This window comes from Leucobacter japonicus (genome assembly GCF_001273855.1).
Lineage (GTDB): Bacteria > Actinomycetota > Actinomycetes > Actinomycetales > Microbacteriaceae > Leucobacter > Leucobacter japonicus.
Genome location: NZ_JHBX01000106.1, coordinates 41,864 through 64,889, shown reverse-complemented (window position 1 = coordinate 64,889; position 23,026 = coordinate 41,864). Strand labels below are relative to the sequence as shown.

The window sequence follows — 23,026 nt, the reverse complement described above, 5'->3', positions numbered from 1 at the left end:
GGTGACGTGAAGGAGGAAGAGAAATGGTGGAGTCGATCGCACGCGTGCGTCATATCCGCGTTACCCCCCAGAAGGCCCGTCGCGTTATTGATCTGGTTCGCGGGAAGAACGCTCAGGAGGCACTCGCCATCCTGAAGTTCGCCCCGCAGGCCGCATCGGAGCCGATTTTCAAGCTGGTGGCCTCGGCGATCGCGAATGCGCGCGTCAAGGCTGACAAGGAAAATCTGCGTCTCAACGAGGACGAGCTGGTCATCGCTCGTGCCTTCGTGGACGAGGGTGCGACGCTGAAGCGTTTCCGCCCCCGTGCACAGGGACGCGCGTTCCGCATCAACAAGCGCACCAGCCACATCACGATCGTGCTGCAGTCGGCTGATGAGCTGGCTGCCGCGAAGAAGGGAGCCTAACGGTATGGGCCAGAAGATTCATCCCTACGGCTTCCGCCTCGGGATCACCACTGATCACGTGTCGCGTTGGTTCTCGGACTCGACGAAGGCCGGTCAGCGTTACGCTGACTACCTCGCCGAGGACATCAAGATCCGTCAGCACCTGACGAAGCAGCTCGACCGTGCGGGCGTTTCGCGCGTCGAGATCGAGCGCACCCGTGACCGTGTTCGCGTGGACATCCACTCGGCACGTCCCGGCATCGTCATCGGCCGCCGTGGCGCCGAGGCCGAGCGCATCCGCGCCGACCTCGAGAAGCTCACCGGCAAGCAGATCCAGCTGAACATCCTCGAGGTCAAGAACCCCGAGGCCGACGCTCAGCTCGTCGCGCAGGGCATCGCCGAGCAGCTCGCTGCTCGTGTGGCGTTCCGCCGCGCGATGCGCAAGGGTCTGCAGGGCGCTCAGCGCGCCGGCGCCAAGGGCATCCGTATCCAGGTCTCCGGCCGCCTCGGCGGCGCCGAGATGAGCCGCTCGGAGTTCTACCGTGAGGGTCGTGTGCCGCTGCACACGCTCCGCGCGAACATCGACTACGGCTTCTACGAGGCAAAGACCACCTTCGGCCGCATCGGTGTGAAGGTCTGGATCTACAAGGGTGACCTGACCAACAAGGAACTCGCTCGTGAGCAGGCGGCCCAGAAGCCGTCTCGCGACCGCGGCGACCGCCGCCGTGCGCCCCGTGGCGCACAGGCCGAGGCTGCACCTGCTGCAGCAGGAGCGGAGAAGTAAGCATGCTGATTCCCCGTCGAGTCAAGTACCGCAAGCAGCACCACCCCAGCCGCACCGGTCAGTCCAAGGGTGGCAACACCGTGGCATTCGGTGAGTTCGGCATCCAGGCGCTGACCCCCGCTTACGTGACGAACCGTCAGATCGAGTCCGCTCGTATCGCCATGACGCGTCACATCAAGCGCGGCGGCAAGGTGTGGATCAACATCTACCCGGACCGCCCCCTCACCAAGAAGCCTGCGGAAACCCGCATGGGTTCCGGTAAGGGCTCCCCGGAGTGGTGGGTTGCCAACGTCAAGCCGGGCCGCGTCCTCTTCGAGGTCGCCGGCGTCGATGAGGAGCTTGCACGTGAGGCGCTCACCCGCGCCATCCACAAGCTGCCCCTCAAGGCCCGTATCATCAAGCGCGAGGAGGGCGACGCGTAATGGCGATCGGTACCCAGGAACTGGCCATCACCGAGCTCGATAGCTTCGAGAACGAGCGACTGGCAGAAGAACTCAAGAAGGCGAAGGGCGAGCTCTTCAACCTTCGTTTCCAGTCGGCCACCGGCCAGCTGGAAAGCCACGGCCGCGTTCGCCAGGTGAAGCGCGACATCGCTCGCATCTACACCGTGCTGCGCGAGCGTGAGCTCGGCATTCGTGCCACGCCCGCTGCTGCTGCGCCCGCAAAGGCGAAGAAGAGCAGCAAGAAGACCGAGCAGGCGGATGCCGCCGCTGAGACGAAGGAGGCCTGAACATGGCTGAGGTCGAGAAGGAACAGCGCGGCTACCGTAAGGCTCGCCGCGGCTACGTCGTCAGCGACAAGATGGAGAAGACCATCGTTGTCGAGGTCGAGGATCGCGTGAAGCACCCGCTCTACGGCAAGGTGCTCCGTCGCTCGTCGAAGGTCAAGGCCCACGACGAGCAGAACACGGCCGGCATCGGCGATCTCGTGCTCATCCACGAGACCCGCCCGCTGAGCGCGACCAAGCGCTGGCGTCTGGTCGAGATCCTCGAGAAGGCGAAGTAAGCCCCCGGGCTTACTGAGTGAAGGAGTAACAAGTGATTCAGCAGGAATCCCGACTCAAGGTTGCCGACAACAGCGGCGCCAAGGAGTTGCTCACGATTCGTGTGCTCGGTGGCTCGAAGCGTCGTTACGCCGGTGTCGGCGACACGATCGTCGCGACCGTCAAGGACGCAATCCCCGGCGGCAATGTGAAGAAGGGCGACGTCGTCAAGGCGGTCGTCGTTCGCACGCGCAAGTCGACTCGTCGCGCGGATGGCTCGTACATCGCGTTCGACGAGAACGCTGCCGTCATCCTCAAGGCCGATGGGGAGCCCCGCGGCACCCGTATCTTCGGGCCGGTCGGACGTGAGCTGCGCGATAAGCGGTTCATGAAGATCGTCTCGCTCGCACCGGAGGTGATCTAGTCCTATGGGCGCAAAGATCAAGAAGGGTGACCTCGTCGAGGTCATCTCGGGCCCGTCGCAGGAACGCGGCGGCTACAAGGGCAAGCAGGGTCGCGTCATCGAGGTCCTGACCGAGACCGACCGCGTCGTGGTTGAGGGCGTCAATTTCGTCACCAAGCACGTCCGCGTCGGCCAGTCGGAGCGTGGCACCCGCGAGGGTGGCATCGAGACCGTCGAGGCCCCGATTCACGTGTCGAACGTCGCCATCGTCGACCCCGAGACGAAGAAGCCGACCCGCGTCGGGTTCCGCGTCGAGGAGATCGAGAAGGACGGCAAGAAGAAGACGGTTCGCGTGCGCTACGCGAAGTCGTCCGGGAAGGATCTCGCATGACCGAGACTGCAGCGACCAACGCTCAGCCCCGCCTGAAGCAGAAGTACCGCGCCGAGATCGTCCCCGCGCTCCGCGAGGAGTTCAACTTCGCCAACATCATGCAGGTTCCGGGGATCGTCAAGGTCGTCGTGAACACGGGTGTCGGCGAGGCTGCGCGTGACAGCAAGGTGATCGAGGGCGCAATTGCCGATCTCGTGAAGATCACCGGTCAGAAGCCCATGGTCACGAAGGCTCGGAAGTCCATTGCGCAGTTCAAGCTGCGCGAGGGCCAGGCCATCGGTGCGCACGTCACGCTTCGTGGCGATCGCTCGTGGGAATTCCTCGACCGTCTGATCAACCTCGCACTGCCCCGTATCCGCGACTTCCGTGGCCTGTCGCCGCGTCAGTTCGATGGAAACGGCAACTACACCTTCGGTTTGACCGAACAGAGTGTGTTCCACGAGATCGATCAGGATAAGATTGATCGCGTGCGTGGGTTCGACATCACCGTCGTGACCACCGCAAAGACCGATGACGAGGGTCGTGCGCTGCTTCGCGCGCTCGGCTTCCCCTTCAAGTCGGAATAACTGAATAGTCCAAGCGGCGAGGGTGCCCGGGTTTTCCCGGGCACCCCATCCGTGTGTCACCTAGGTCGTGCGTCGGTGTACCGGCGCATGAAACCAGGCGAGAAAGAAAGAGTCACTCATGACGATGACTGATCCGGTAGCAGATATGCTCACCCGGTTGCGCAACGCAAACTCTGCGCATCATGACGACGTTTCGCTCCCCGGCTCGAAGCTGAAGGAGCGGATCGCTGAGATCCTCAAGCGCGAGGGCTACATTCAGGACTGGAAGGTTGAGCCGGCACGCGTCGGAACGACCATCACCATGTCGCTGAAGTACGGCCCGAACCGCGAGCGTTCCATCGAAGGCATCAAGCGGGTTTCGAAGCCCGGCCTTCGCGTGTACGCGGGCACCACTGAGATCCCGAGCGTGCTCGGCGGCCTCGGCATCGCGATCCTGTCCACCTCCTCGGGTCTCCTGACCGACCGCGAGGCTGAGCAGAAGGGCGTTGGCGGGGAAGTCCTCGCTTACGTGTGGTAACCCGTCATGTCACGTATTGGTAAGCTTCCCATCGCCGTTCCCGGCGGTGTCGACGTCAAGATCGATGGCCAGAAGGTCACGGTCAAGGGTTCGAAGGGCGAGCTCGCACTCGTCGTTTCGGAGCCCATCCGCGTTGCGTTCGAAGACGGACAGGTGCTGGTCACCCGTCCCGACGACGAGCGCGATTCCCGAGCGCTGCACGGCCTGACCCGCACGCTCATCAACAACAACATCATCGGTGTCACCGAGGGCTACACCAAGCAGCTCGAGGTTGTCGGAACCGGCTACCGCGTGCAGCAGAAGGGCGCAGGCCTCGAGCTCGCGCTCGGCTTCTCCCACCCGGTGAACGTGGATGCCCCCGAGGGCATCACGCTCGCAGTCGAGGGCAACACCAAGATCACCGTCAGCGGGATCTCGAAGCAGGCTGTCGGCGAGGCCGCAGCAAACATCCGCAAGCTGAAGAAGCCGGAGCCCTACAAGGGCAAGGGCATTCGCTACGCGGGCGAGGTTGTCCGTCGCAAGGCAGGAAAGGCTGGTAAGTAACCATGGCCGCTTCAGTAACCCGGGCTAAGGGTCGGACCGCTGCGCGCGTTCGCCGCCACACCCGCCTGCGTAAGAAGATCGTCGGCACGGAGGTTCGCCCCCGTCTCGTCGTGAACCGTTCCGCGCGCCACGTCTTCGTGCAGATCGTTGACGATTCGAAGGGTCTCACCCTCGCATCGGCTTCGACCATGGAAGCCGACCTGCGTTCGTTCGACGGTGACAAGACCGCCAAGGCACGCAAGGTCGGCGAGCTCGTCGCTGAGCGCGCTAAGGGCGCCGGCATCGACGCGGTCGTCTTCGACCGCGGCGGCAGCAAGTACGCCGGTCGCGTCGCAGCGATCGCCGACGGCGCTCGCGAAGGGGGGCTGACCCTGTGAGCAACGAAACGAAGGAGCAGGAAGTGTCTGCAGAGGCCCAGTCTGAGACGACGGCCGCGCAGGCCCCGGCTCAGGATCACCGCAACGAGCCGCGTGAGCAGCGTCGTGGAAGCCGCGATCGTGGCACCCGCAACGAGCGCAGCGGCCGCGATCGCAACGAGAGCCAGTTCCTCGAGCGCGTCGTGACCATCAACCGCGTGTCGAAGGTCGTCAAGGGCGGCCGTCGCTTCAGCTTCACCGCGCTTGTCGTGGTGGGCGATGGCAACGGCACCGTGGGCGTCGGCTACGGCAAGGCGAAGGAAGTTCCCCTCGCGATTGCCAAGGGCGTCGAAGAAGCCAAGAAGAACTTCTTCCGCGTGCCCCGCGTCGGCAGCACCATCCCGCACCCCGTGCAGGGTGAGGCCGCAGCCGGCGTCGTGCTGCTGCGCCCCGCTGCTGCCGGTACCGGTGTTATCGCCGGTGGCCCGGTCCGCGCCGTACTCGAGTGCGCGGGCATCCACGATGTGCTGAGCAAGTCGCTCGGTTCGTCGAACACCCTGAACATCGTGCACGCGACCGTTGAGGCACTGCAGCTGCTCGAGGAGCCCCGCTCCGTTGCAGCTCGCCGTGGCCTCGACTTCGACCGCGTCGCCCCGGCTCGCATTGTGCGGGCTGAGGCGAAGGCTGCGGCCGACGCTGCCGCGAAGGCAAAGGCAGGTGCGTAATGGCAAAGAGCCTGAAAGTTACGCAGACGAAGTCCGTCATCAGTGAGAAGCAGAACCAGCGCGACACGCTGCGCAGCCTCGGCCTCAAGAAGATCGGCCAGTCGGTCGTTCGTGAGGACACGAAAGCTAACCGCGGCTACATCCGCGCGGTCGCTCACCTGGTAGTGGTTGAGGAGATCGACGCATGAGTGAGAAGAACGAGGAGCGTGAGTCGGTGCTGAAGGCGCACCACCTCCGTCCGGCTCCGGGGTCCAAGAAGGCCAAGACCCGTGTGGGTCGCGGTGAGGCGTCGAAGGGCAAGACCGCTGGCCGCGGTACCAAGGGCACCAAGGCCCGGTACCAGGTCAAGGTCGGCTTCGAGGGTGGGCAGATGCCGCTGCACATGCGCACCCCGAAGCTGCGCGGGTTCAAGAACCCGTTCCGCACCGAGTACCAGGTCGTGAACGTTGCCAAGCTCGCAGAGCTGTAGCCCCAGGGTGGCGACGTGACCGTTGATGATCTGGTGGCCAAGGGCGCCGTGCGCAAGAACCAGCCCGTCAAGGTGCTGGGCGACGGCGACCTGCAGGTCAAGCTCACAGTGCAGGTCGACAAGGTCTCGAGCTCGGCTGAGCAGAAGATCGTCGCCGCCGGTGGTGCCGTGAAGTAACGATCCGTCAGGATCATGCAGTACCCCCGGGTGTATCCCGGGACGCGGGGGCTCGGGTCGGGCGGCAGCACTGCCGCACCGGCCTGACCCCCGTTTTTTGCTTGTCCGCCGCCGTCTTTCGTGACGGAGGCTTCAGGCGCACGGCCGATGCCGTGTAGTCTGGAGAAATTGGTTCTCGTCGTTAGGCGAAGCCCCTTACGACGTTCCAGGAGGCAGATTTTGTTCAGCGCCATCGGACGGATCTTCCGGACTCCCGACTTGCGCCGGAAGATCGTGTTCACACTCGCGATCGTTTCGCTGTTCAGGTTGGGGTCTTTCATCCCCGCGCCCTTTGTTGACTTCAACAACGTGCAGGCCTGCCTCGTGGCAAACCAGGCGAGCAGCGGAGGCAACGGCCTCTACGACATGATCAACCTGTTCAGCGGCGGTGCGCTGCTGCAGCTCTCGATCTTCGCGCTCGGCATCATGCCCTACATCACGGCATCGATCATCACGCAGCTGCTCCGTGTGGTCATCCCGCACTTCGAGGCACTCCACAAGGAGGGTCAGGCGGGCCAGAGCAAGCTGACGCAGTACACGCGCTACCTCACCATCGCACTCGCGATTCTCCAGTCGACCACGCTGATCACCGTCGCGCGCTCGGGCCAGCTCTTTGGCTCGCTCGCGAACCAGGCCTGCCAGAACCTCGTGTCGCAGGAATGGTGGGCCGTGCTCATCATCATCATCACGATGACGGCCGGCACCGGACTCATCATGTGGTTCGGCGAGCTCATCACTGAGCGCGGCATCGGTAACGGTATGTCGCTGCTGATCTTCACGTCGATCGCGGCACAGTTCCCCGGTGCGATGTGGATCATCAAGGAGTCGCGCGGCTGGGAAGTCTTCTTCATAGTTCTCGGTGTCGGCTTGCTGGTCGTGGCAGCGGTGGTCTTCGTCGAGCAGTCGCAGCGCCGCATCCCGGTGCAGTACGCGAAGCGAGTCGTGGGCCGGCGTACCTACGGGGGCAGCAGCACCTACATCCCGATCAAGGTCAACATGGCGGGTGTGATCCCCGTGATCTTCGCGTCGGCGATCCTCTACCTGCCGATGCTCATCACGCAGTTCAACCAGCCCAAGATCGGTGAAGACCCGAAGCCGTGGGTCGTCTGGATTCAGAACAACCTCGTGCTCGGCGACCAGCCGTTCTACATGCTCGTGTTCTTCCTGCTCGTCATCGGGTTCACCTTCTTCTACGTGCAGATCACCTTCAACCCTGAAGAGGTCTCCGACAACATGAAGCAGTACGGCGGCTTCATTCCCGGTATCCGTGCTGGTCGTCCGACTGCCGAGTACCTCAACTACGTGCTGACGCGCATTACGAGCGCTGGCTCGCTCTACCTCGGTGTCATCGCACTGCTTCCGCTCGTCGCCCTGTCGTTCTTCGGTGCGAACCAGAACTTCCCCTTCGGCGGTTCCTCGATTCTCATCATCGTGGGCGTCGGCCTTGAGACGGTGAAGCAGATCGACGCCCAGCTGCAGCAGCGCCACTACGAAGGGCTTCTCAAGTGACCGAGACCACCACCACGCGACTGCTCATCATCGGCCCTCCCGGGGCCGGCAAGGGCACGCAAGCCGGCAAGATCGCGGAACGCTACGGAGTGCCGGCGATTTCGACCGGTGATATCTTCCGCGCGAACATCAAGGGTGGCACGGAGCTCGGCAAGCAGGTGCAGGCCATCATCGAACAGGGTGAACTCGTCCCCGACTCGCTGACGAATGACATCGTCGCCGACCGTCTGACGCAGGCCGACGCGGCCGCCGGGTTCTTGCTCGACGGGTATCCGCGCACCGTTGATCAGGTGCACTCGCTCGACGGCATGCTCGACGGCTCTTCGCTCGATGCGGTCGTGCTGATCGAAGCCGATGTCGACGAGGTCGTTGCCCGTTTGCTCAAGCGAGCTCAGGTCGAGGGCCGCGCAGACGATACCGAAGAAGTGATTCGCCACCGGCAAGACGTGTACGCCGCGCAGACTGCGCCGCTCATCGAGCTGTTCTCGGAGCGGGGCATTCTCGTCTCCGTCGACGGAATCGGCAGCGTGGATGTTGTCGCAGAGCGTATCGCCAGTGGGCTCGACGCTCAGCTCGGCGCCCGCGTCGCCTCCTAGATCGTGAGTCCGCGCGGGTTCCTGCGCCGGTCGATCTACAAGTCTCCGGCGCAACTCCGATTGATGATTGAGCCCGGGCTCGCGACAGCTGCAGCGCTTACCGCGATGCGCGAGGCGGTGCGACCGGGAATCACGACGCTCGAACTCGACGCAATCGCGGAATCCGCAATTCGCGCTCGTGGCGGTGCGCCGAACTTCATGCTCGAGCCCGGGTACCGACACACCATATGCGCGAACGTCAACGAACACGTGGTGCACGCGATCCCGACCGAGCGTCCGCTCGCCGCGGGCGACATCGTGGCGCTCGACGCGGGTGCGGTGGTCGGCGGGTGGCACGGCGATGCGGCGTTCACCGCGGTGCTTCCTGACTTTGCCGACGATGCGCGCACTGCGGCGAACCAGCGTCTCAGCGAAGTGACCGAGCAAGCGATGTGGCACGGCATCGCGCGGCTCGCCACTGCTAAGCACCTCAACGAGGTCGGGGCCGCAGTGTCGAGCTACGTGCGGGCACAGAGCGACTACGGGGTGCTTGAGGACTACATCGGGCACGGTATCGGTCGCGCCATGCATGAAGACCCCCCGGTGTTCAACGTGCCGACGCGACGCCGGGGCCCCGAAGTCAAGCCGGGACTGGTGGTCGCGATTGAGCCCATCATCTCCGCAGGGGGCATCGAGACGGACATCGAAGACGATGACTGGACCGTGACCATGTCTGACGGATCGATGAGCGCTCAGTGGGAGCACACAGTCGCCGTACATGAGCGTGGCATCTGGGTGCTGACGGCCGAAGACGGGGGAGCCAGTGGGCTCGCTCCACTGGGCGTGCATCCGGTGCCGATTCCCTAGCCCTGCTGAACCATTCGTTCGCAGCGCGACGGGCCGTTCTCGGCTTTACAAAATGAGACACGCCCGGTACGCTTGATCTTTGGTGCTTTGCGCCTGTTTTTGCGTTCTCGTTTTCGAGACGGTTGAGCAGGAGTCAAGCATTCGCATGACCAGTACACCTACGCAAGCGATAGTGAGGCTATGGCCAAGAAAGACGGCGTCATCGAGATCGAGGGACACATTGTCGAGGCTCTGCCCAACGCGATGTTCCGCGTCGAGCTGACCAACGGACACAAGGTGCTCGCTCATATCTCGGGCAAGATGCGCCAGCACTACATCCGTATCCTCCCTGAGGACCGCGTGATCGTGGAGCTGACGCCCTACGATCTGACCCGCGGCCGCATCGTCTACCGCTACAAGTAGGTCGCTGGGAAGTAACGACTCGCGGCACCCCGCGAGTACGAGGACAGCGAAATACACGAAGGAAACATCATGAAGGTCAACCCCAGCGTCAAGCCGATCTGCGATCACTGCAAGGTCATCCGTCGCCACGGGCGCGTCATGGTGATCTGCAAGAGCAACCCGCGCCACAAGCAGCGCCAGGGCTAAGTCCCGGCGATGGCGGCTGAGGATTCGTCCGCAGTCGGCACGCGCTCTCGCAGAGCACACAACTGAATTACCGATCCAGCGCATCGAAGAACCCACCGGGTCACCGGTGGGGGACACCTCGGGACAGAGGCCCGGACCCCCGGTGCGCACCACACCTCTACAATCCGCAAGGAGAGCCAACATGGCACGTCTCGCAGGAGTAGACATCCCACGCGACAAGCGCGTTGAGATTGCACTCACTTACATCTACGGCGTCGGGCGCACCAGCGCACTGAAGACCCTCGCCGACACCGAGATCGACGGCAATATCCGCGTCAAGGATCTGTCCGACGAGCAGCTTGTCGCGCTTCGCGATTACATCGAAGCCAACTTCAAGGTTGAGGGCGATCTCCGCCGCGAGGTCACTGCTGACATCCGCCGCAAGGTTGAGATCGGCAGCTACCAGGGGCTCCGCCACCGTAAGGGCCTGCCTGTGCACGGTCAGCGCACCAAGACGAACGCTCGTACCCGTAAGGGCCCGAAGCGCACCGTCGCCGGCAAGAAGAAGTAATCGCCGGTCCGTTAGACCTACACACAGAGCTTTTCAGGAGAACACTCAATGGCTGCACCAAAGACCGCGGCTCGCAAGCCGCGTCGCAAGGATAAGAAGAACGTTGCTGTGGGCCAGGCCCACATCAAGTCGACGTTCAACAACACGATCGTTTCGATCACTGACACCACCGGTGCTGTGATCAGCTGGGCTTCCTCGGGCGGCGTGGGCTTCAAGGGCTCGCGCAAGTCGACCCCGTTCGCCGCGCAGCTCGCCGCAGAGTCGGCTGCTCGCAAGGCACAGGAGCACGGCATGAAGAAGGTTGACGTCTTCGTCAAGGGTCCGGGTTCGGGCCGCGAGACCGCGATCCGCTCGCTGCAGGCCGCCGGCCTCGAGGTGGGCTCGATCAACGACGTGACGCCGCAGACCCACAACGGCTGCCGTCCGCCGAAGCGTCGCCGCGTCTGAGTGGAACGCTGCGCCGGCTCAGGCCGGCGCAGCTGCCGCTCCCGGCGGCGATCCGCCTCTTCTCGCGCTGGCTTTCCCAGCGCTTCAGGCCACTTCACTCCCGATACCGCATGAGTCATATAGCGGACTCCAGCGAAAGGATCACACACCGTGCTGATTGCACAGCGACCCACTCTGACTGAAGAATCCATCTCCGAGTACCGTTCGCGCTTCGCCATCGAGCCGCTCGAGCCCGGCTTCGGCTACACGCTCGGCAACTCGCTGCGGCGCACGCTGCTGTCGTCGATTCCCGGCGCAGCGGTCACCAGCGTCCGCTTCGAGGGCGTTGCTCACGAGTTCACGACCATCCAGGGCGTGACCGAGGACGTCACCGAGATCATCCTGAACATCAAGGATCTCGTCGTCTCGAGCGAGCATGATGAGCCCATCACCGCGTACCTGCGTAAGACGGGAGCCGGCGAGGTTACTGCTGCCGACATCTCTGCTCCCGCCGGTGTCGAGGTGCACAACCCCGAGCTCGTCATCGCGACGCTCGGTGATTCGGCGCAGTTCGAGCTCGAGCTCACCATCGAGCGCGGCCGCGGCTACGTCTCTGCAGCGCAGAACCGCAATGAGGATGCCGAGGTCGGTCGTATTCCGGTCGACTCGATCTACTCGCCCGTGCTCAAGGTGACCTACCGCGTCGAGGCGACTCGTGCCGGTGAGCGCACCGACTTCGATCGCTTGGTGGTCGATGTTGAGACGAAGCCGGCGATCGGCCCCCGCGATGCCATCGCATCGGCCGGTTCGACGCTGGTCGAGCTGTTCGGTCTTGCACGCGAGTTGAACACCGCCGCCGAGGGCGTCGAGATCGGCCCCGCGCCGGTCGAGGTCGTCACCGAGGGCGAGCTGTCGATTCCGATCGAGGATCTCGATCTGTCGGTGCGCAGCTACAACTGCCTGAAGCGCGAGGGCATCAACACGGTGAGCGAGCTCGTAGCGCTCTCCGAGGCCCAGCTGATGAACATCCGCAACTTCGGCCAGAAGTCTGTATTCGAGGTGCGCGACAAGCTCACCGAGATGGGCCTCTCGCTGAAGGACGCAGTGCCCGGGTTCGACGGCGCGCAGTTCTACAGCTACGAAGACGACAACAACTAACGATCCGGCATCGCTGGCCTGATCGCACACTTACTGGAGTAAACAATGCCCAAGCCCAACAAGGGCCCCCGCCTCGGAGGCGGCCCCGCACACGAGCGTCTGATGCTCAACCAGCTGGCTTCGCAGCTCTTCGAGCACAAGCGCATCCAGACGACGGAGACGAAGGCCAAGCGCCTCCAGCCCGTCGCCGAGCGTCTCGTGACCTTCGCAAAGCGCGGAGACCTGCACGCACGCCGTCGCGTCATGCGTCAGATCCTCGACAAGTCGGTCGTGCACGAGCTCTTCACCGAGATTGCGCCGCTGGTTGAGAACCGCGAGGGCGGCTACACCCGCATCATCAAGACCGGTTTCCGCAAGGGTGACAATGCTCCCCTCGCAGTGATCGAGCTCGTGCTCGAGCCGGTTGCTCCGAAGCCCAAGGCGAAGAAGGCAGCCGCTGAGAAGCCGGCCGCCGAGGTCGTCGAAGAGGCTCCGGCCGAGGAGACCGCGGAGGTCACCGAGGCTGCTGAGGAGACCACCGAGGCTGCTGCCGAGGAGAAGGCCGAGTAATTCGAGCCCGGTTCCGTCACGAAACCCCCGTTGCATTGCGACGGGGGTTTCGTGCGTTCTGGCACGACACGCCCGTTCATCGGCGTGCACGTGCCGTTCACCCGCAGGGCAACCGGCAGGGGCATGGACGTAACTCCCGCACCGTAGCGTCGTGATGGTCGCCTGGTCCACGGGCTGACACAAGCCGCCGGATCACGCCGGCGCCCCGGAGTCGCACGATGCGGTTCCGTCAGTCACGGAGAAACTGGTGCCCCAGAAACGATCACAACGCCTGTGCGCCGCAGCTGCCATTGCAGCTGTCGCGGCAGTACCGCTCATCGCGACACCCGCGTACGCCGCCCCCGATGGTTCAGGGGTGGTGATCAATGAGATCTATGCTGCCGGTGGCAACGGGGGAGCCGTTCTGAACGCCGACTTCGTGGAACTCGCGAACCCCACGGCATCGCCGATCAGTCTCGAGGGCTGGTCGCTCCAGTACCGGTCAGGGACGTCGACGAACCCGGCATCGGGTTCGAACGTGATGCCCCTGCGAGGGTCGATTCCCGCGCAGGGTTCGTTCCTGATCACTGGAACGGTCGGGGCGAACGGCGCGGCGGTTGCCGGCGCGGATCTCACGACGAGCCTGGCAGCGGGTGCCGGCGGTGGTCAGATCGTGTTGGCGAAGACGACGTCGCCCATTGCGGTCGGTGCCGAAGGCGATGCCACCACCGTTGCCGACTTCGTGGGCTACGGCAGCGCCACACGGTTCGAGGGGGCGGGGGCAGCCCCGGCTCCCTCGACCACGGCAAGCATCGAACGCACGGCGACGGCCGACTCGGATGACAACGCTGCGGACTTTGTCACTGTCGCCCCATCACCCACGGGATCGGGGCAGGAGCCCACGGTCGATCCCGAACCTGAGGTGCCGGCCGATGTCACCCCGATCGCCCAGATTCAGGGCACCGGACCGACGAGCCCGCTGGCGGGAACACAGGTCAAGACCCGCGGTATCGTGACCGCGGTGTACCCGACGGGCGGTTTTGCCGGCTACACGATCCAGACCCCGGGAACCGGTGGCGATGTCGATCCGGCAACGCACACCGCTTCGGAGGCGGTCTTCGTCTACTCGAGCGCAACGGTCGCGGAGGCGTCCGTGGGCAGCTACGTCGAGGTGACCGGTGCGGTTTCGGAGTTCAACGGGCTGACCGAAATCACGGTGGCCGCGGGCGGGCTGGTGCCGGTCGCGGAAGAGGTCGCACCGGTCGTGCCGGCCGCGATCCCGTTCCCGAAGAAGGATGCCGAGCGCGAGGTCTTCGAGAGCATGCTCATCGCGCCGCAGGGCGCTTTTACGGTCTCTGACACGTACGACACCAATTTCTACGGTGAGATCGGCCTCGCTGCCGACAGCGCGCCGCTGCTCAACCCGACGGCCGCCGGCCTGCCGGGCAGTGAGGCGTACACGGCGGCTCAGTCGCGCAATGCCGAGATCGGCGTACTGCTCGACGACGGCGCGAGCATCAACTTCAACTCGACGGCGAACAAGGCGGTGCCGCTGCCGTATCTCTCGACCACGGCACCCGTGCGGGTTGGTGCTCCGGTCACCTTCACTGCTCCTGTGGTGCTCGACTACCGCAACGGAGCCTGGAAGTTCCAGCCGACCACGCAGCTGACGCCCGACAACGCGGCGACGGTGCAGCCGGCAACGTTCGCGAACACGCGCACGGAACACCCGGATGAGGTCGGCGGCGACGTGCGGCTGGCCGGCTTCAACGTGCTGAACTACTTCACGACGTTCGGCGTCGACGTTGCGGGCTGCGAGGCCTACACGGATCGCGCGGGCAACAAGATCGCCGTGAGCAAGGGCTGCGATGCTCGTGGTGCCTGGGACCAGGCGAACTTCGACCGTCAGCAGGGCAAGATCGTCGACGCGATCAACGCGCTCGATGCGAACGTGATCTCGCTCGAGGAGATCGAGAACTCGGCGCGGTTCGGTCAGGATCGCGATGCGACTCTGGCGAACCTCGTCGCTGCGCTGAACGCCGATTCGGGCCTCACCGGTGGGGACTGGGACTACGTGCGATCGCCCGCCAAGCTGCCGCAGAACGAGGACGTGATCCGCACAGCCTTCATCTTCAAGAAGGATTCGATCGCGCCGGTCGACGCATCGGTGATTCTGACCGATTCACCCGCGTTCGCGAATGCGCGCGAGCCGCTCGCGCAGCACTTCTCCGTGACGGGAACCGACACCGATTTCGTGGTCGTCGCGAACCACTTCAAGTCGAAGGGCGACAGCACCCCCGCGGCAACCGGTGACAACGCCGACCTGAAGGATGGCGTCGGCGCATTCAACGGCGATCGTACCCGCCAGGCCGAGGCACTGGTGAGCTTCGCGGCCGACATGGAGGAGCAGGCGGGCACTGACCGCGTCTTCCTCGTGGGCGACTTCAACTCGTACGCGGGCGAACAGCCGATCCAGACGATTCTGGGGGCCGACTACGTTAGCCAGGGCGCAAAGACCGGCAAGGAGACCTACACCTACGACGGTGCGGTGGGATCCCTCGACTACATCTTCGCCTCGCCGAGTGCGGAGAAGCTCGTCACCGGGGCCGACGTCTGGAACATCAACTCGGTCGAAGCCGTCGCACTCGAGTACAGCCGCTACAACTACAACGCGCTCGACCTGTTCGCCGAGGGCCCGTATCGCTCGTCCGACCACGACCCGATCGTGGTCGGCATCTCGGCCGAGGGCGCTGCGTCGGAAACCAAGCAGCTCAACTTCCTGAATATCAACGACTTCCATGGGCGTATCGACGCCAATACGGTGAAGTTCGCGGGCACGGTCGAGGGACTGCGCGCGGAGTACCCCGACAGCAGCGTGCTGCTCTCGAACGGCGACAACATCGGTGCATCGCTCTTCGCCTCATCGGTGGCGCAGGATCAGCCGACGCTCGACGTGCTGAACGCGCTGGGCGTCGCCGCGTCGTCGACCGGCAACCACGAGTTCGATCAGGGGTACGACGACCTCGACGGGCGCGTGAAGGCTGCGGCGGAGTTCCCCTACCTCGCAGCAAACGTGACGCGCGACGGCAAGCCCGCCGTGCAGGAGTACGAGATCATCGAGGTCGACGGCGTGAAGGTCGGCGTCATCGGCGCGATCACGCAGGAGACGCCGGCACTCGTCTCGCCCGGTGGCATCGAGGGGCTGACCTTCGGTGATCCGGTCGCGGCGGTGAACCGCGTCGCGGCGCAGCTCACCGATGGTGACCCGGAGAACGGCGAGGCCGATGTGATCATCGCCGAGTATCACGAGGGCGCTGCCGGTGGCAATGCCGAGCAGTCGTCGCTCGAGCAGGAACTCGCCGCGGGCGGCGTGTTCGAGCGCATCGTGAATGAGACGAGCGCGTCAGTCGATGTGATCTACAACGGCCACACGCACGCCGAGTACGCCTGGAATGCTCCGGTGCCCGGCGCGACCGACGGCAGCACCCGACCGGTGCTGCAGACCGGCAGCTACGGCGCGAACGTCGGCCAGGTCGTGCTCGACTACAACTCGGCTACGGGCGACACGAACGCCACCGTCACCCGCAATGTGCCGCGCGTCACCACCGATGACGCCGTCTTGGTTGCGGGATCGCCCGTGGTTGCCGAGGTCGACGGCATCGTACGAGAGGCGCTCGCGAACGCCGCTGAGATCGGCAACCAGCCGATCAGCGAGGCGACCGCCGACATCACGACGGCCTTCACCGGCGAGACGCGTGATGATCGCGGCTCGGAGTCGACGCTCGGCAACTTCGTCGCGGACGCGCTGCTCTCGAGCCTGTCGTCGTCAGACCGTGGCGGTGCCGAGATCGGCGTCGTCAACCCGGGTGGACTCCGCGCGGAGCTCGAAGCCGGTGAGATCACCTACGCCGAGGCGAACGCGGTGCTCCCGTTCCTGAACAACCTGTGGACCACGACGCTGACCGGCGCGCAGTTCAAAGTGGCGTTGGAGCAGCAGTGGCAGCGCACGGCCGAGGGTGCGGTGCCGTCGAAGCCGTACCTGCAGCTCGGCCTGTCGAAGAACGTCAGCTACACGTTCGATGAGACGCGCGAGGAAGGGGACCGCATCACCGGCATCATGGTGAACGGGGCGCCGATCGATCCGGAGCGCGAGTACCGGATCGGATCCTTCAGCTTCCTGCTGCAGGGCGGCGACAACTTCCGCGAGTTCGCAAACGGAGTGGACACCAAAGACACGGGTCTCGTCGATCGCGACGCCTGGATCGAGTACCTGCGCGCGAACAGCCCGGTGTCGCCGAGCTACGACCGTCGCTCGGTGCCGATCAGCGGTCTGCCGACCGGCTCGGTCGAGCCCGGGCAGACGCTCAGCCTGCAGTTCTCGAAGCTGGATCTGACGTCGCGCGGCGTGCCCGTGAACACGCAGGTCTCGGCCTCGATCGCTGCGGACTCGGGTGCCGTTGCTCGTGCGGCTGCTGAAGCCGTCACCCCGCTCGCCACGGCTCCGGTCGTGGGTGGCGCGGCGACCCTGGAGTTCGCGATCCCGGCAGACCTCGCGGGGGCCGCAACCCTCACCATCGCCACCGATGTCAGTGGCACGACCGTGACGGTGCCGGTGCAGGTCGACGCCCCGGTCACCGGTGCGGAGGGCGGCGCCAACGGCACGGCGGATGGTGCCGCGGATGGCGCCGCAGACGGTGCAGGAGCCGCTGCCGACGGAGCATCGGGCGCGGGAGCCGCGGCCGAGGGCGCCGGATCGGCGGCCGGTGCGGGCACGAGCGGAGCCGCGGGCACGAACGCCGCGAACGCGACTGACGGTTCGCAGGCTTCGGGATCGGGGGCTTCCGGCACCTCTGCGAATGGATCACTGGCGTCGACCGGTGGCATGAGCCCCTGGTTCGCTGCAGCAGGTGCAGTCGCGCTGCTGGCGCTCGGCGGTGCCGTGCTCGTCGCACGTCGCGCGCGCATGGAGCGCTGACGGCCGGGTGATCCTCACCTGAGCCACTGGCTCGGTTCGGCCCCGCACCTCGTTCGAAGGTGCGGGGCCGAACTCGTCTCACCGGCGGGGGAGCCCGTACCCGATGCCCTCGCCGGGGCGCTGCAGATCGTCGAGTGCCTGCTGCACGCACGCCGCGTAGAGCTCGCCCCCGCTGGGGTTGGGGTGAATGCCGTCACCGGCGAGCGCCGAGCTGGGAGCGCGAGAGATGGAACCGTTCCAGTCGGCGACGACGACGCCGCGATGGGCATCGGCGTATTCGGCGAGTGCTGCGTTGACGCCGGGAATCCAATCTCGGTCGGCATGGGCGTTCACGAGCACGAGCGGGCGCCCCTGCGCGCTCGCGCGGAGCGCATCGAGCTCGGCAGTGTCGACCGGACCGTTGGTGCCAAGGCCCACGACGAGCACCTGCCTGAGCCCGCCGTCTGACGCCAGGCGCTCGGAGAGCTCGACGCCAACGCCCATGCCGCGCGAGACCTCCGCGTCTACGGAGATACCGGGGAAGTGCGCCTCGAGTTCGGGCAGGCTCGCGAGCATCACGGAGTCGCCGATCGCGTTCACCTCCGAACCGGTCGGTGTTGCGGGGGTCGCGGGTGCGCTCCCCGCGGCCTCATCCTCTGGAACGGGAGCAGCAGGCGACGGGGTCGCGGCTGCGGAATTCTGCACGGCTCGGCCGCGGTCGACGGCGGCCGAACCTGAACTCACTTTCGGCGCCGTGGCGACCGCCACACCCGCAGCCGGCACCGTGGTGAGGAGAACGACCCCGAGCGCGATCGCCACGGTGCGATGGCGCGCGGTGTGATGCGCGGGGTGGAGGAGCATCGCCAGCGATCGGCGCAGCCCGAACCTCCGCACCGGCTCTTCCACGAAGCGGTACGACAGTGCGGCTGCTGCGATGGTTGCGGCGAGAGTGCACCCCGCGATCCACCATGGCGACACCGCACCGAGCCACGCGGTGATGATGAGCAGCAGCGGCCAGTGCCACAGATAGATGCCGTACGAGCGCTCGCCGATCCAGCGCAGTGGGCGTGCGTCGAGAGCGATGCCCGCCCAGGCGCCCGGGCGTGACACCGCCCACACGGTGACGAGGGCGGCGACGGTCGCCAGCTGGAAGCCGCCCGCAAAGCTCTCCGCGCCCGCTTCGGTGATCGTGAACGCGAGCCAGCCGAGCGTGGCGAGTCCGGCGCACGTGAGTACGGCGAGCCCGAACTGCGCGACACGACCGAGCGCCGCCGGAGCTGTGCTCAGGGCGCCGGGCGCGGACGCTTTCGGCGCGGTAAGCATGGCAAGCGCGGCGCCCAGCAGCAGTCCGAACGTGTGCGTGTCCGACCCGAAATACACGCGCGTCGCGTCGGCTCCGGTCGCCGCGAGGGTGGCCATGAGCAGGGCTGACGCGACGCCGAGCAGGAGGAGCGGAAGCGCGCGCACCCATCGACGGCGAAACCTCACCAGCGCGAGCAGCAGGAGCGGAAGCACCAGGTAGAACTGCTCTTCGATCGAGAGCGACCAGGTATTGCGGAAGAGTTCGGGAGTGTCTGCTGAGAAGTAGTCGGCCCCCGCCGAGATCGACGTCCAGTTGCTCACGAACAGGGCGGCGCCGACGACCTGACGTCCGATGCCGACGAGCAGGTCGCGCCCGACGAGCAGTGCCAGTGCGGTGCAGGTCACCAGCACGAGGCCGAGAGCCGGCAGGAGGCGCCGAGCGCGCCGACGCCAGAATGAGCCGAGGCGCACCCTGCCGCTGGTGCGGTGTTCGCGCAGCAGCAGGGTCGTGATCAAGAAGCCGCTGATCGCGAAGAAGACGTCGACGCCCAGAAAGCCACCGGGCAAGGCCGACGGGAACAGGTGGTAGACGAGCACCAGGCAGACCGCGATCGCACGGAGACCATCGAGGCCGCCGAGACGGAACGGGCGTGCGGCGGGTGGGGCTGTCTGCTGCGGAGTCATAGGCGAAGGATCGGGTGCGCGGGCGCGCACCTCGGCCATCCAGTGTACGCACGCGACACGAGTGCGCGCTGCGTCTGGCAGGATCATGGGTATGCCCGACGCCGATCTGACTCGCCTGCGCCTCGACCTGGCGTACGACGGCACGGACTTCGCCGGGTGGGCGATGCAGCCCGGGCTGCGCACGGTGCAGGGCGAGATCGAAGCGGCGATCGCCCAGTTACTGCGCGTCGAAGCTCCCGATTCCGTCCGGCTGACGGTGGGCGGCCGCACCGACGCGGGCGTCCACGCACGCGGCCAGGTCGCGCACGTGGATGTGAGCGCTGCGCACCTGGAAAAGTGGGCGTCGCGGCGGCGCCCGGGTGATCCGGCACCGAGCGAGACCGAGCTCATGCACGTGCGTGCACGCAAGCTCACCGGGGTGCTGAAACGCACGGCACCCGACGTGGTCATCCACTCGGTACGGGCGGTGCCCCCGGAATTCGATGCCCGGTTCGGGGCGCTGCGGCGCCGATACGAGTACCGTCTGCGGGGCGACGGGATGCGGCAGGATCCGCTCACCTCCCGATTCACCGCGCAGATTCCGAGAGTGCTCGATCTCGACCTGATGCAGCGCGCCGCCGACGAGTTGCTCGGGCTCAATGACTTCACGACCTTCTGCAAGGCGCGCGAGGGGGCGACGGCGGTGCGCGACCTGCTCCGCTTCGACTGGCGTCTCACCGATGACGGCGCGTATGCGGCCCGTATCGAGGCAGACGCGTTCTGCCACTCGATGGTGCGCGCGCTGGTCGGTTCCGTGGTTGCCGTCGGCAGCGGACGCCTCGCGCTCGATGACCTGCGCGAGCTTCGCGATGCGCGGACGCGCACGAGTTGCTTCACGGTGATGCCGGCGCTGGGCCTCTCCCTGGAAGAGATCGCCTACCCGGCCGACGACGCACTCGCCGAGCGCGCCGCGGCGACCCGTGCGCGCCGCGAACCGCTGGCGAGCGTCGAACCGGGGGAGTCGACCTCCTCGACGCACTGATCCGGGGGAGTCGCGGCACGATCCTGTGCTAAGCTCGTTCCTTGGTGCGCAAGCACCCGATTTGTTGAGCCCTCCATCCGCGCGAGCACCCGTCAGGGACCACGCACCGGAGCGGGATTCACGAACTCCTCCAATTCGACAGAAAGCAGCACTCAAGTGACTCGCACGTATTCACCGAAGGCCGCAGAGCAGAAGCACGACTGGCTGATCATCGACGCCACCGACGTGGTGCTCGGCCGCCTCGCTTCGCACGCAGCAGCTCTGCTCCGCGGCAAGCACAAGACCACGTTCGCCCCTCACATGGACATGGGCGACTACGTCATCATCATCAACGCCGACAAGGTCGTGCTGACGGGCAACAAGGCCGCCAACAAGCGCGCCTACCGTCACTCGGGCTACCCGGGCGGCCTCCGTTCGGTCAGCTACACCGAGCTGCTCGACAAGAACGCCGACCGCGCAGTGGAGAAGGCCATCCGCGGCATGCTCCCCAAGAACTCGCTCGGAGCCGATTTGTTCCGCAAGCTGAAGGTGTACAAGGGTGCCGAGCACCCGCACGCTGCTCAGCAGCCCACCCCCTACACCTTCGGCCAGGTCGCGCAGTAATCGCGCCCCGAAACCTCAGAGAGAGAATTCACAGTGACTGAAGAGCAGACCGTGGCCCCCGAGAGCTACACCACCGAGACGCCGGCCGGCCAGGCCACCGTCGCGACCCCGCGCCCCGCGCTCACCGTTTCGGGTGGAGCCGTCGGCCGCCGCAAGCAGGCCATCGCCCGCGTGCGCCTCGTTCCCGGTGCCGGCACCATGACCGTCAACGGTCGCGAGCTTGCCGAGTACTTCCCGAACAAGCTGCACCAGCAGCTCATCACCGATCCGTTCACCGCACTCGAGCTGGGCGGCTCGTACGACGTGATCGCCCGCATCGTCGGCGGCGGCCCCTCGGGCCAGGCCGGTGCACTGCGCCTCGCGATCGCGCGTGCGCTCAACGAGATCGACGCCGAGCACAACCGCCCGACGCTGAAGAAGGCCGGCTTCCTGAGCCGCGACGCTCGCATCAAGGAGCGCAAGAAGGCCGGTCTCAAGAAGGCGCGCAAGGCGCCTCAGTACTCGAAGCGCTAATCCGGAGCTTCCTGCACATGGGACGCCTGTTTGGCACCGATGGGGTTCGAGGGCTGGCTGGGGTCGATGTGACCGCCGAGCTGGCCCTCAGCCTCGCACGCGCTGCGGCTCTCGTTCTCGGGCGTTCTGCCCGGAGCGAGAGCCGTCGTGCTGTCGCCGTCGTTGCACGCGATCCGCGTGTCTCCGGTGAGTTCATCGCGGCCGCCGTTTCGGCCGGGCTCGCCTCAGCCGGGGTCGACGTGCTCGACGCCGGGGTGATCCCGACGCCGGCCGCGGCGTACCTCGTAGCCGACACCGGAGCCGACTTCGGCGTCATGGTCTCGGCCTCGCACAACGCGGCCCCCGATAACGGCATCAAGTTCTTTGCCGAGGGCGGGCGCAAGCTCCCCGACGACGTGGAAGATCAGATCGAAGCCGCGATCGATGGTGCGACCGTCGCCGTCACCGGCCGCGAGGTCGGCCGCATTCGCCGATTTGCCGATGCCGAGGACCGCTATTTGGTGCACCTGTTGGGCACGCTTGAGGGCCTGCGGCTCGATGGCATCCACGTCGTGCTCGACTGCGCGCACGGCGCCGCAGCTGGCATCTCTCCCGACGTCTTCACCGACGCCGGCGCACAGGTCACGGTGATCGGCAATGATCCCGACGGCTTCAACATCAACGACGGCGTTGGCTCGACCTACCTCGAGCCGCTGCGCGCGGCCGTGCGCGAGCACGGCGCAGACCTCGGCATCGCCCACGACGGCGACGCTGACCGTTGCCTCGCGGTCGACGCGGCCGGTGACGTCGTGGACGGCGACAAGATCATGGCGATCCTCGCGCTGTCGATGGCACGTCGTGGCAAGCTCGAACGCAACACGCTCGTCGCCACCGTGATGTCGAACCTGGGGCTCAAGCTCGCGATGGCCGACAACGGCATCGACGTGGTCGAGACGGGAGTCGGCGACCGCTACGTGCTCGAAGCCATCAATGCCGAGGGCTACTCGCTCGGCGGGGAGCAGTCGGGCCACGTCATCATGAGCGATCATGCGACGACGGGCGACGGCATCCTCACGGGACTGCACATTGCCGCCGAGATCGTGCGCAGCGGGCAGACTCTCGCCGAACTCGCGCAGTGCATGACGGTGTACCCGCAGGTGCTCGTCAACGTGCGCGGCGTCGACCGTACCGGTGTGCACGGCGATGAAGTGCTGCAGCAGGCCGTCAGTCAGGCCGAGATCGCGCTCGCAGGTAAGGGGCGGGTGCTGCTGCGCCCCTCCGGCACCGAGCCGGTCGTGCGCGTGATGGTCGAGGCCGAGCACGAGGAGCAGGCTCAGCGTCTCGCCGACGACCTCGCACAGGTTGTGCTGGAGCGTCTCGCCGTCTGAATCGCATCCGTGCGCAAGAAGCGCCCGGACCCGCCACGTGCGGGCC

Annotated in this window: 28 protein-coding genes and 1 pseudogene; 28 read left to right on the top strand and 1 reads right to left on the bottom strand. The window is 65.9% G+C overall.

Going from position 1 to position 23,026, the window contains the following annotated elements:
• The first annotated feature begins 23 nt into the window (after positions 1 to 23).
• From rplV to AMS67_RS08005, 24 genes and pseudogenes are all read left to right on the top strand, one after another.
• A complete protein-coding gene (gene rplV, locus AMS67_RS08120; RefSeq protein ID WP_053352793.1) occupies positions 24 to 404 on the top strand; it encodes a 50S ribosomal protein L22 in 381 nt (126 codons plus the stop codon).
• 4 nt (positions 405 to 408) lie between these two features.
• On the top strand, positions 409 to 1,167 hold the full coding sequence (gene rpsC / locus AMS67_RS08115) for a 30S ribosomal protein S3 (RefSeq protein ID WP_053352794.1): 759 nt from the start codon (positions 409 to 411) through the stop codon (positions 1,165 to 1,167).
• A gap of 2 nt (positions 1,168 to 1,169) precedes the next feature.
• A complete protein-coding gene (rplP, locus tag AMS67_RS08110) occupies positions 1,170 to 1,589 on the top strand; it encodes a 50S ribosomal protein L16 (protein WP_053352795.1) in 420 nt (139 codons plus the stop codon).
• On the top strand, positions 1,589 to 1,897 hold the full coding sequence (gene rpmC, locus AMS67_RS08105; protein WP_053352796.1) for a 50S ribosomal protein L29: 309 nt from the start codon (positions 1,589 to 1,591) through the stop codon (positions 1,895 to 1,897). Before rplP ends, rpmC begins: the two co-directional genes overlap by 1 nt.
• 2 nt (positions 1,898 to 1,899) lie before the next feature.
• Positions 1,900 to 2,172, top strand: a complete 273-nt coding sequence (rpsQ, locus tag AMS67_RS08100) for a 30S ribosomal protein S17 (RefSeq protein ID WP_053352797.1) — start codon at positions 1,900 to 1,902, stop codon at positions 2,170 to 2,172.
• A 32-nt stretch (positions 2,173 to 2,204) separates the two neighbouring features.
• The gene (gene rplN / locus AMS67_RS08095) at positions 2,205 to 2,573 is read left to right on the top strand and encodes a 50S ribosomal protein L14 (RefSeq protein ID WP_053352798.1); all 369 of its coding nucleotides are present in this window, start codon (positions 2,205 to 2,207) and stop codon (positions 2,571 to 2,573) included.
• Positions 2,574 to 2,577: 4 nt separating this feature from the next.
• Positions 2,578 to 2,943, top strand: coding sequence for a 50S ribosomal protein L24 (gene rplX, locus AMS67_RS08090; protein ID WP_053352799.1), 366 nt, complete (start codon positions 2,578 to 2,580; stop codon positions 2,941 to 2,943).
• Positions 2,940 to 3,509 (top strand): 50S ribosomal protein L5, encoded by a 570-nt coding sequence (rplE, locus tag AMS67_RS08085; RefSeq protein ID WP_053352800.1) that lies wholly within the window; start codon positions 2,940 to 2,942, stop codon positions 3,507 to 3,509. Before rplX ends, rplE begins: the two co-directional genes overlap by 4 nt.
• 118 nt (positions 3,510 to 3,627) lie before the next feature.
• Positions 3,628 to 4,026 carry a 30S ribosomal protein S8 gene (gene rpsH / locus AMS67_RS08080; protein ID WP_053352801.1) on the top strand — a complete coding sequence of 133 codons (399 nt, stop codon included), beginning with the start codon at positions 3,628 to 3,630 and terminating at the stop codon, positions 4,024 to 4,026.
• 6 nt (positions 4,027 to 4,032) lie between these two features.
• Complete coding sequence (rplF, locus tag AMS67_RS08075; protein WP_053352802.1) at positions 4,033 to 4,569, top strand: 50S ribosomal protein L6; 537 nt, start codon at positions 4,033 to 4,035, stop codon at positions 4,567 to 4,569.
• A gap of 2 nt (positions 4,570 to 4,571) precedes the next feature.
• Positions 4,572 to 4,946 (top strand): 50S ribosomal protein L18, encoded by a 375-nt coding sequence (gene rplR / locus AMS67_RS08070; protein WP_053352803.1) that lies wholly within the window; start codon positions 4,572 to 4,574, stop codon positions 4,944 to 4,946.
• Entirely contained in the window at positions 4,943 to 5,650 is a 708-nt protein-coding gene (rpsE, locus tag AMS67_RS08065; RefSeq protein WP_053352804.1) for a 30S ribosomal protein S5, read from the top strand. Before rplR ends, rpsE begins: the two co-directional genes overlap by 4 nt.
• Positions 5,650 to 5,838 carry a 50S ribosomal protein L30 gene (gene rpmD / locus AMS67_RS08060; protein ID WP_053352805.1) on the top strand — a complete coding sequence of 63 codons (189 nt, stop codon included), beginning with the start codon at positions 5,650 to 5,652 and terminating at the stop codon, positions 5,836 to 5,838. The genes rpsE and rpmD overlap by 1 nt, the downstream gene beginning before the upstream one ends.
• Positions 5,835 to 6,296: pseudogene (rplO, locus tag AMS67_RS08055) on the top strand (50S ribosomal protein L15). The gene rpmD and the pseudogene rplO overlap by 4 nt, the downstream one beginning before the upstream one ends.
• Positions 6,297 to 6,515: 219 nt before the next feature.
• Positions 6,516 to 7,844, top strand: a complete 1,329-nt coding sequence (gene secY / locus AMS67_RS08050; protein ID WP_053352807.1) for a preprotein translocase subunit SecY — start codon at positions 6,516 to 6,518, stop codon at positions 7,842 to 7,844.
• Positions 7,841 to 8,440 (top strand): adenylate kinase, encoded by a 600-nt coding sequence (locus AMS67_RS08045; RefSeq protein ID WP_053386928.1) that lies wholly within the window; start codon positions 7,841 to 7,843, stop codon positions 8,438 to 8,440. The genes secY and AMS67_RS08045 overlap by 4 nt, the downstream gene beginning before the upstream one ends.
• 3 nt (positions 8,441 to 8,443) lie before the next feature.
• Positions 8,444 to 9,286 carry a type I methionyl aminopeptidase gene (map, locus tag AMS67_RS08040; RefSeq protein ID WP_053386927.1) on the top strand — a complete coding sequence of 281 codons (843 nt, stop codon included), beginning with the start codon at positions 8,444 to 8,446 and terminating at the stop codon, positions 9,284 to 9,286.
• A 180-nt stretch (positions 9,287 to 9,466) separates the two neighbouring features.
• Positions 9,467 to 9,688, top strand: coding sequence for a translation initiation factor IF-1 (infA, locus tag AMS67_RS08035; protein WP_010156420.1), 222 nt, complete (start codon positions 9,467 to 9,469; stop codon positions 9,686 to 9,688).
• A gap of 69 nt (positions 9,689 to 9,757) precedes the next feature.
• A complete protein-coding gene (gene rpmJ / locus AMS67_RS08030) occupies positions 9,758 to 9,874 on the top strand; it encodes a 50S ribosomal protein L36 (RefSeq protein WP_005050492.1) in 117 nt (38 codons plus the stop codon).
• Between the two features lie 181 nt (positions 9,875 to 10,055).
• Positions 10,056 to 10,424, top strand: a complete 369-nt coding sequence (gene rpsM / locus AMS67_RS08025) for a 30S ribosomal protein S13 (protein WP_053352810.1) — start codon at positions 10,056 to 10,058, stop codon at positions 10,422 to 10,424.
• 48 nt (positions 10,425 to 10,472) lie between these two features.
• Positions 10,473 to 10,871, top strand: coding sequence for a 30S ribosomal protein S11 (gene rpsK / locus AMS67_RS08020; RefSeq protein WP_053352811.1), 399 nt, complete (start codon positions 10,473 to 10,475; stop codon positions 10,869 to 10,871).
• 150 nt (positions 10,872 to 11,021) lie between these two features.
• Positions 11,022 to 12,008 carry a DNA-directed RNA polymerase subunit alpha gene (locus tag AMS67_RS08015; RefSeq protein WP_053352812.1) on the top strand — a complete coding sequence of 329 codons (987 nt, stop codon included), beginning with the start codon at positions 11,022 to 11,024 and terminating at the stop codon, positions 12,006 to 12,008.
• A 45-nt stretch (positions 12,009 to 12,053) separates the two neighbouring features.
• Positions 12,054 to 12,557, top strand: coding sequence for a 50S ribosomal protein L17 (rplQ, locus tag AMS67_RS08010; RefSeq protein ID WP_053386926.1), 504 nt, complete (start codon positions 12,054 to 12,056; stop codon positions 12,555 to 12,557).
• Between the two features lie 247 nt (positions 12,558 to 12,804).
• The gene (locus AMS67_RS08005) at positions 12,805 to 17,511 is read left to right on the top strand and encodes an ExeM/NucH family extracellular endonuclease (protein WP_053386925.1); all 4,707 of its coding nucleotides are present in this window, start codon (positions 12,805 to 12,807) and stop codon (positions 17,509 to 17,511) included.
• A gap of 78 nt (positions 17,512 to 17,589) precedes the next feature.
• Here the strand turns inward: AMS67_RS08005 and AMS67_RS08000 are convergent, their stop codons facing one another.
• Positions 17,590 to 19,476, bottom strand: a complete 1,887-nt coding sequence (locus AMS67_RS08000; RefSeq protein ID WP_053386924.1) for an acyltransferase family protein — start codon at positions 19,474 to 19,476, stop codon at positions 17,590 to 17,592.
• 91 nt (positions 19,477 to 19,567) lie between these two features.
• Here AMS67_RS08000 and AMS67_RS07995 point away from each other — a divergent pair, with 91 nt between their 5' ends.
• The 4 genes from AMS67_RS07995 to glmM all read left to right on the top strand — a co-directional run bounded on the left by AMS67_RS07995 (position 19,568) and on the right by glmM (position 22,980).
• Complete coding sequence (locus tag AMS67_RS07995; protein WP_053386923.1) at positions 19,568 to 20,497, top strand: tRNA pseudouridine synthase A; 930 nt, start codon at positions 19,568 to 19,570, stop codon at positions 20,495 to 20,497.
• Between the two features lie 156 nt (positions 20,498 to 20,653).
• Complete coding sequence (gene rplM, locus AMS67_RS07990; protein WP_053352817.1) at positions 20,654 to 21,100, top strand: 50S ribosomal protein L13; 447 nt, start codon at positions 20,654 to 20,656, stop codon at positions 21,098 to 21,100.
• A 33-nt stretch (positions 21,101 to 21,133) separates the two neighbouring features.
• Positions 21,134 to 21,613 carry a 30S ribosomal protein S9 gene (gene rpsI / locus AMS67_RS07985; protein WP_053352818.1) on the top strand — a complete coding sequence of 160 codons (480 nt, stop codon included), beginning with the start codon at positions 21,134 to 21,136 and terminating at the stop codon, positions 21,611 to 21,613.
• Positions 21,614 to 21,630: 17 nt separating this feature from the next.
• Positions 21,631 to 22,980, top strand: a complete 1,350-nt coding sequence (gene glmM, locus AMS67_RS07980; protein ID WP_053386922.1) for a phosphoglucosamine mutase — start codon at positions 21,631 to 21,633, stop codon at positions 22,978 to 22,980.
• The last annotated feature ends 46 nt before the right edge of the window (positions 22,981 to 23,026 follow it).

Bases quoted from the DNA above. Each gene is read 5' to 3' on its own strand.
- rplV (WP_053352793.1), top strand. From the start codon at position 24: ATGGTGGAGTCGATCGCACGCGTGCGTCATATCCGCGTTACCCCCCAG.
- rpsC (WP_053352794.1), top strand. From the start codon at position 409: ATGGGCCAGAAGATTCATCCCTACGGCTTCCGCCTCGGGATCACCACT.
- rplP (WP_053352795.1), top strand. From the start codon at position 1,170: ATGCTGATTCCCCGTCGAGTCAAGTACCGCAAGCAGCACCACCCCAGC.
- rpmC (WP_053352796.1), top strand. From the start codon at position 1,589: ATGGCGATCGGTACCCAGGAACTGGCCATCACCGAGCTCGATAGCTTC.
- rpsQ (WP_053352797.1), top strand. From the start codon at position 1,900: ATGGCTGAGGTCGAGAAGGAACAGCGCGGCTACCGTAAGGCTCGCCGC.
- rplX (WP_053352799.1), top strand. From the start codon at position 2,578: ATGGGCGCAAAGATCAAGAAGGGTGACCTCGTCGAGGTCATCTCGGGC.
- rplE (WP_053352800.1), top strand. From the start codon at position 2,940: ATGACCGAGACTGCAGCGACCAACGCTCAGCCCCGCCTGAAGCAGAAG.
- rpsH (WP_053352801.1), top strand. From the start codon at position 3,628: ATGACGATGACTGATCCGGTAGCAGATATGCTCACCCGGTTGCGCAAC.
- rplF (WP_053352802.1), top strand. From the start codon at position 4,033: ATGTCACGTATTGGTAAGCTTCCCATCGCCGTTCCCGGCGGTGTCGAC.
- rplR (WP_053352803.1), top strand. From the start codon at position 4,572: ATGGCCGCTTCAGTAACCCGGGCTAAGGGTCGGACCGCTGCGCGCGTT.
- rpmD (WP_053352805.1), top strand. From the start codon at position 5,650: ATGGCAAAGAGCCTGAAAGTTACGCAGACGAAGTCCGTCATCAGTGAG.
- infA (WP_010156420.1), top strand. From the start codon at position 9,467: ATGGCCAAGAAAGACGGCGTCATCGAGATCGAGGGACACATTGTCGAG.
- rpmJ (WP_005050492.1), top strand. From the start codon at position 9,758: ATGAAGGTCAACCCCAGCGTCAAGCCGATCTGCGATCACTGCAAGGTC.
- rpsM (WP_053352810.1), top strand. From the start codon at position 10,056: ATGGCACGTCTCGCAGGAGTAGACATCCCACGCGACAAGCGCGTTGAG.
- rpsK (WP_053352811.1), top strand. From the start codon at position 10,473: ATGGCTGCACCAAAGACCGCGGCTCGCAAGCCGCGTCGCAAGGATAAG.
- rplQ (WP_053386926.1), top strand. From the start codon at position 12,054: ATGCCCAAGCCCAACAAGGGCCCCCGCCTCGGAGGCGGCCCCGCACAC.
- AMS67_RS08000 (WP_053386924.1), bottom strand. From the start codon at position 19,476: ATGACTCCGCAGCAGACAGCCCCACCCGCCGCACGCCCGTTCCGTCTC.
- AMS67_RS07995 (WP_053386923.1), top strand. From the start codon at position 19,568: ATGCCCGACGCCGATCTGACTCGCCTGCGCCTCGACCTGGCGTACGAC.
- glmM (WP_053386922.1), top strand. From the start codon at position 21,631: ATGGGACGCCTGTTTGGCACCGATGGGGTTCGAGGGCTGGCTGGGGTC.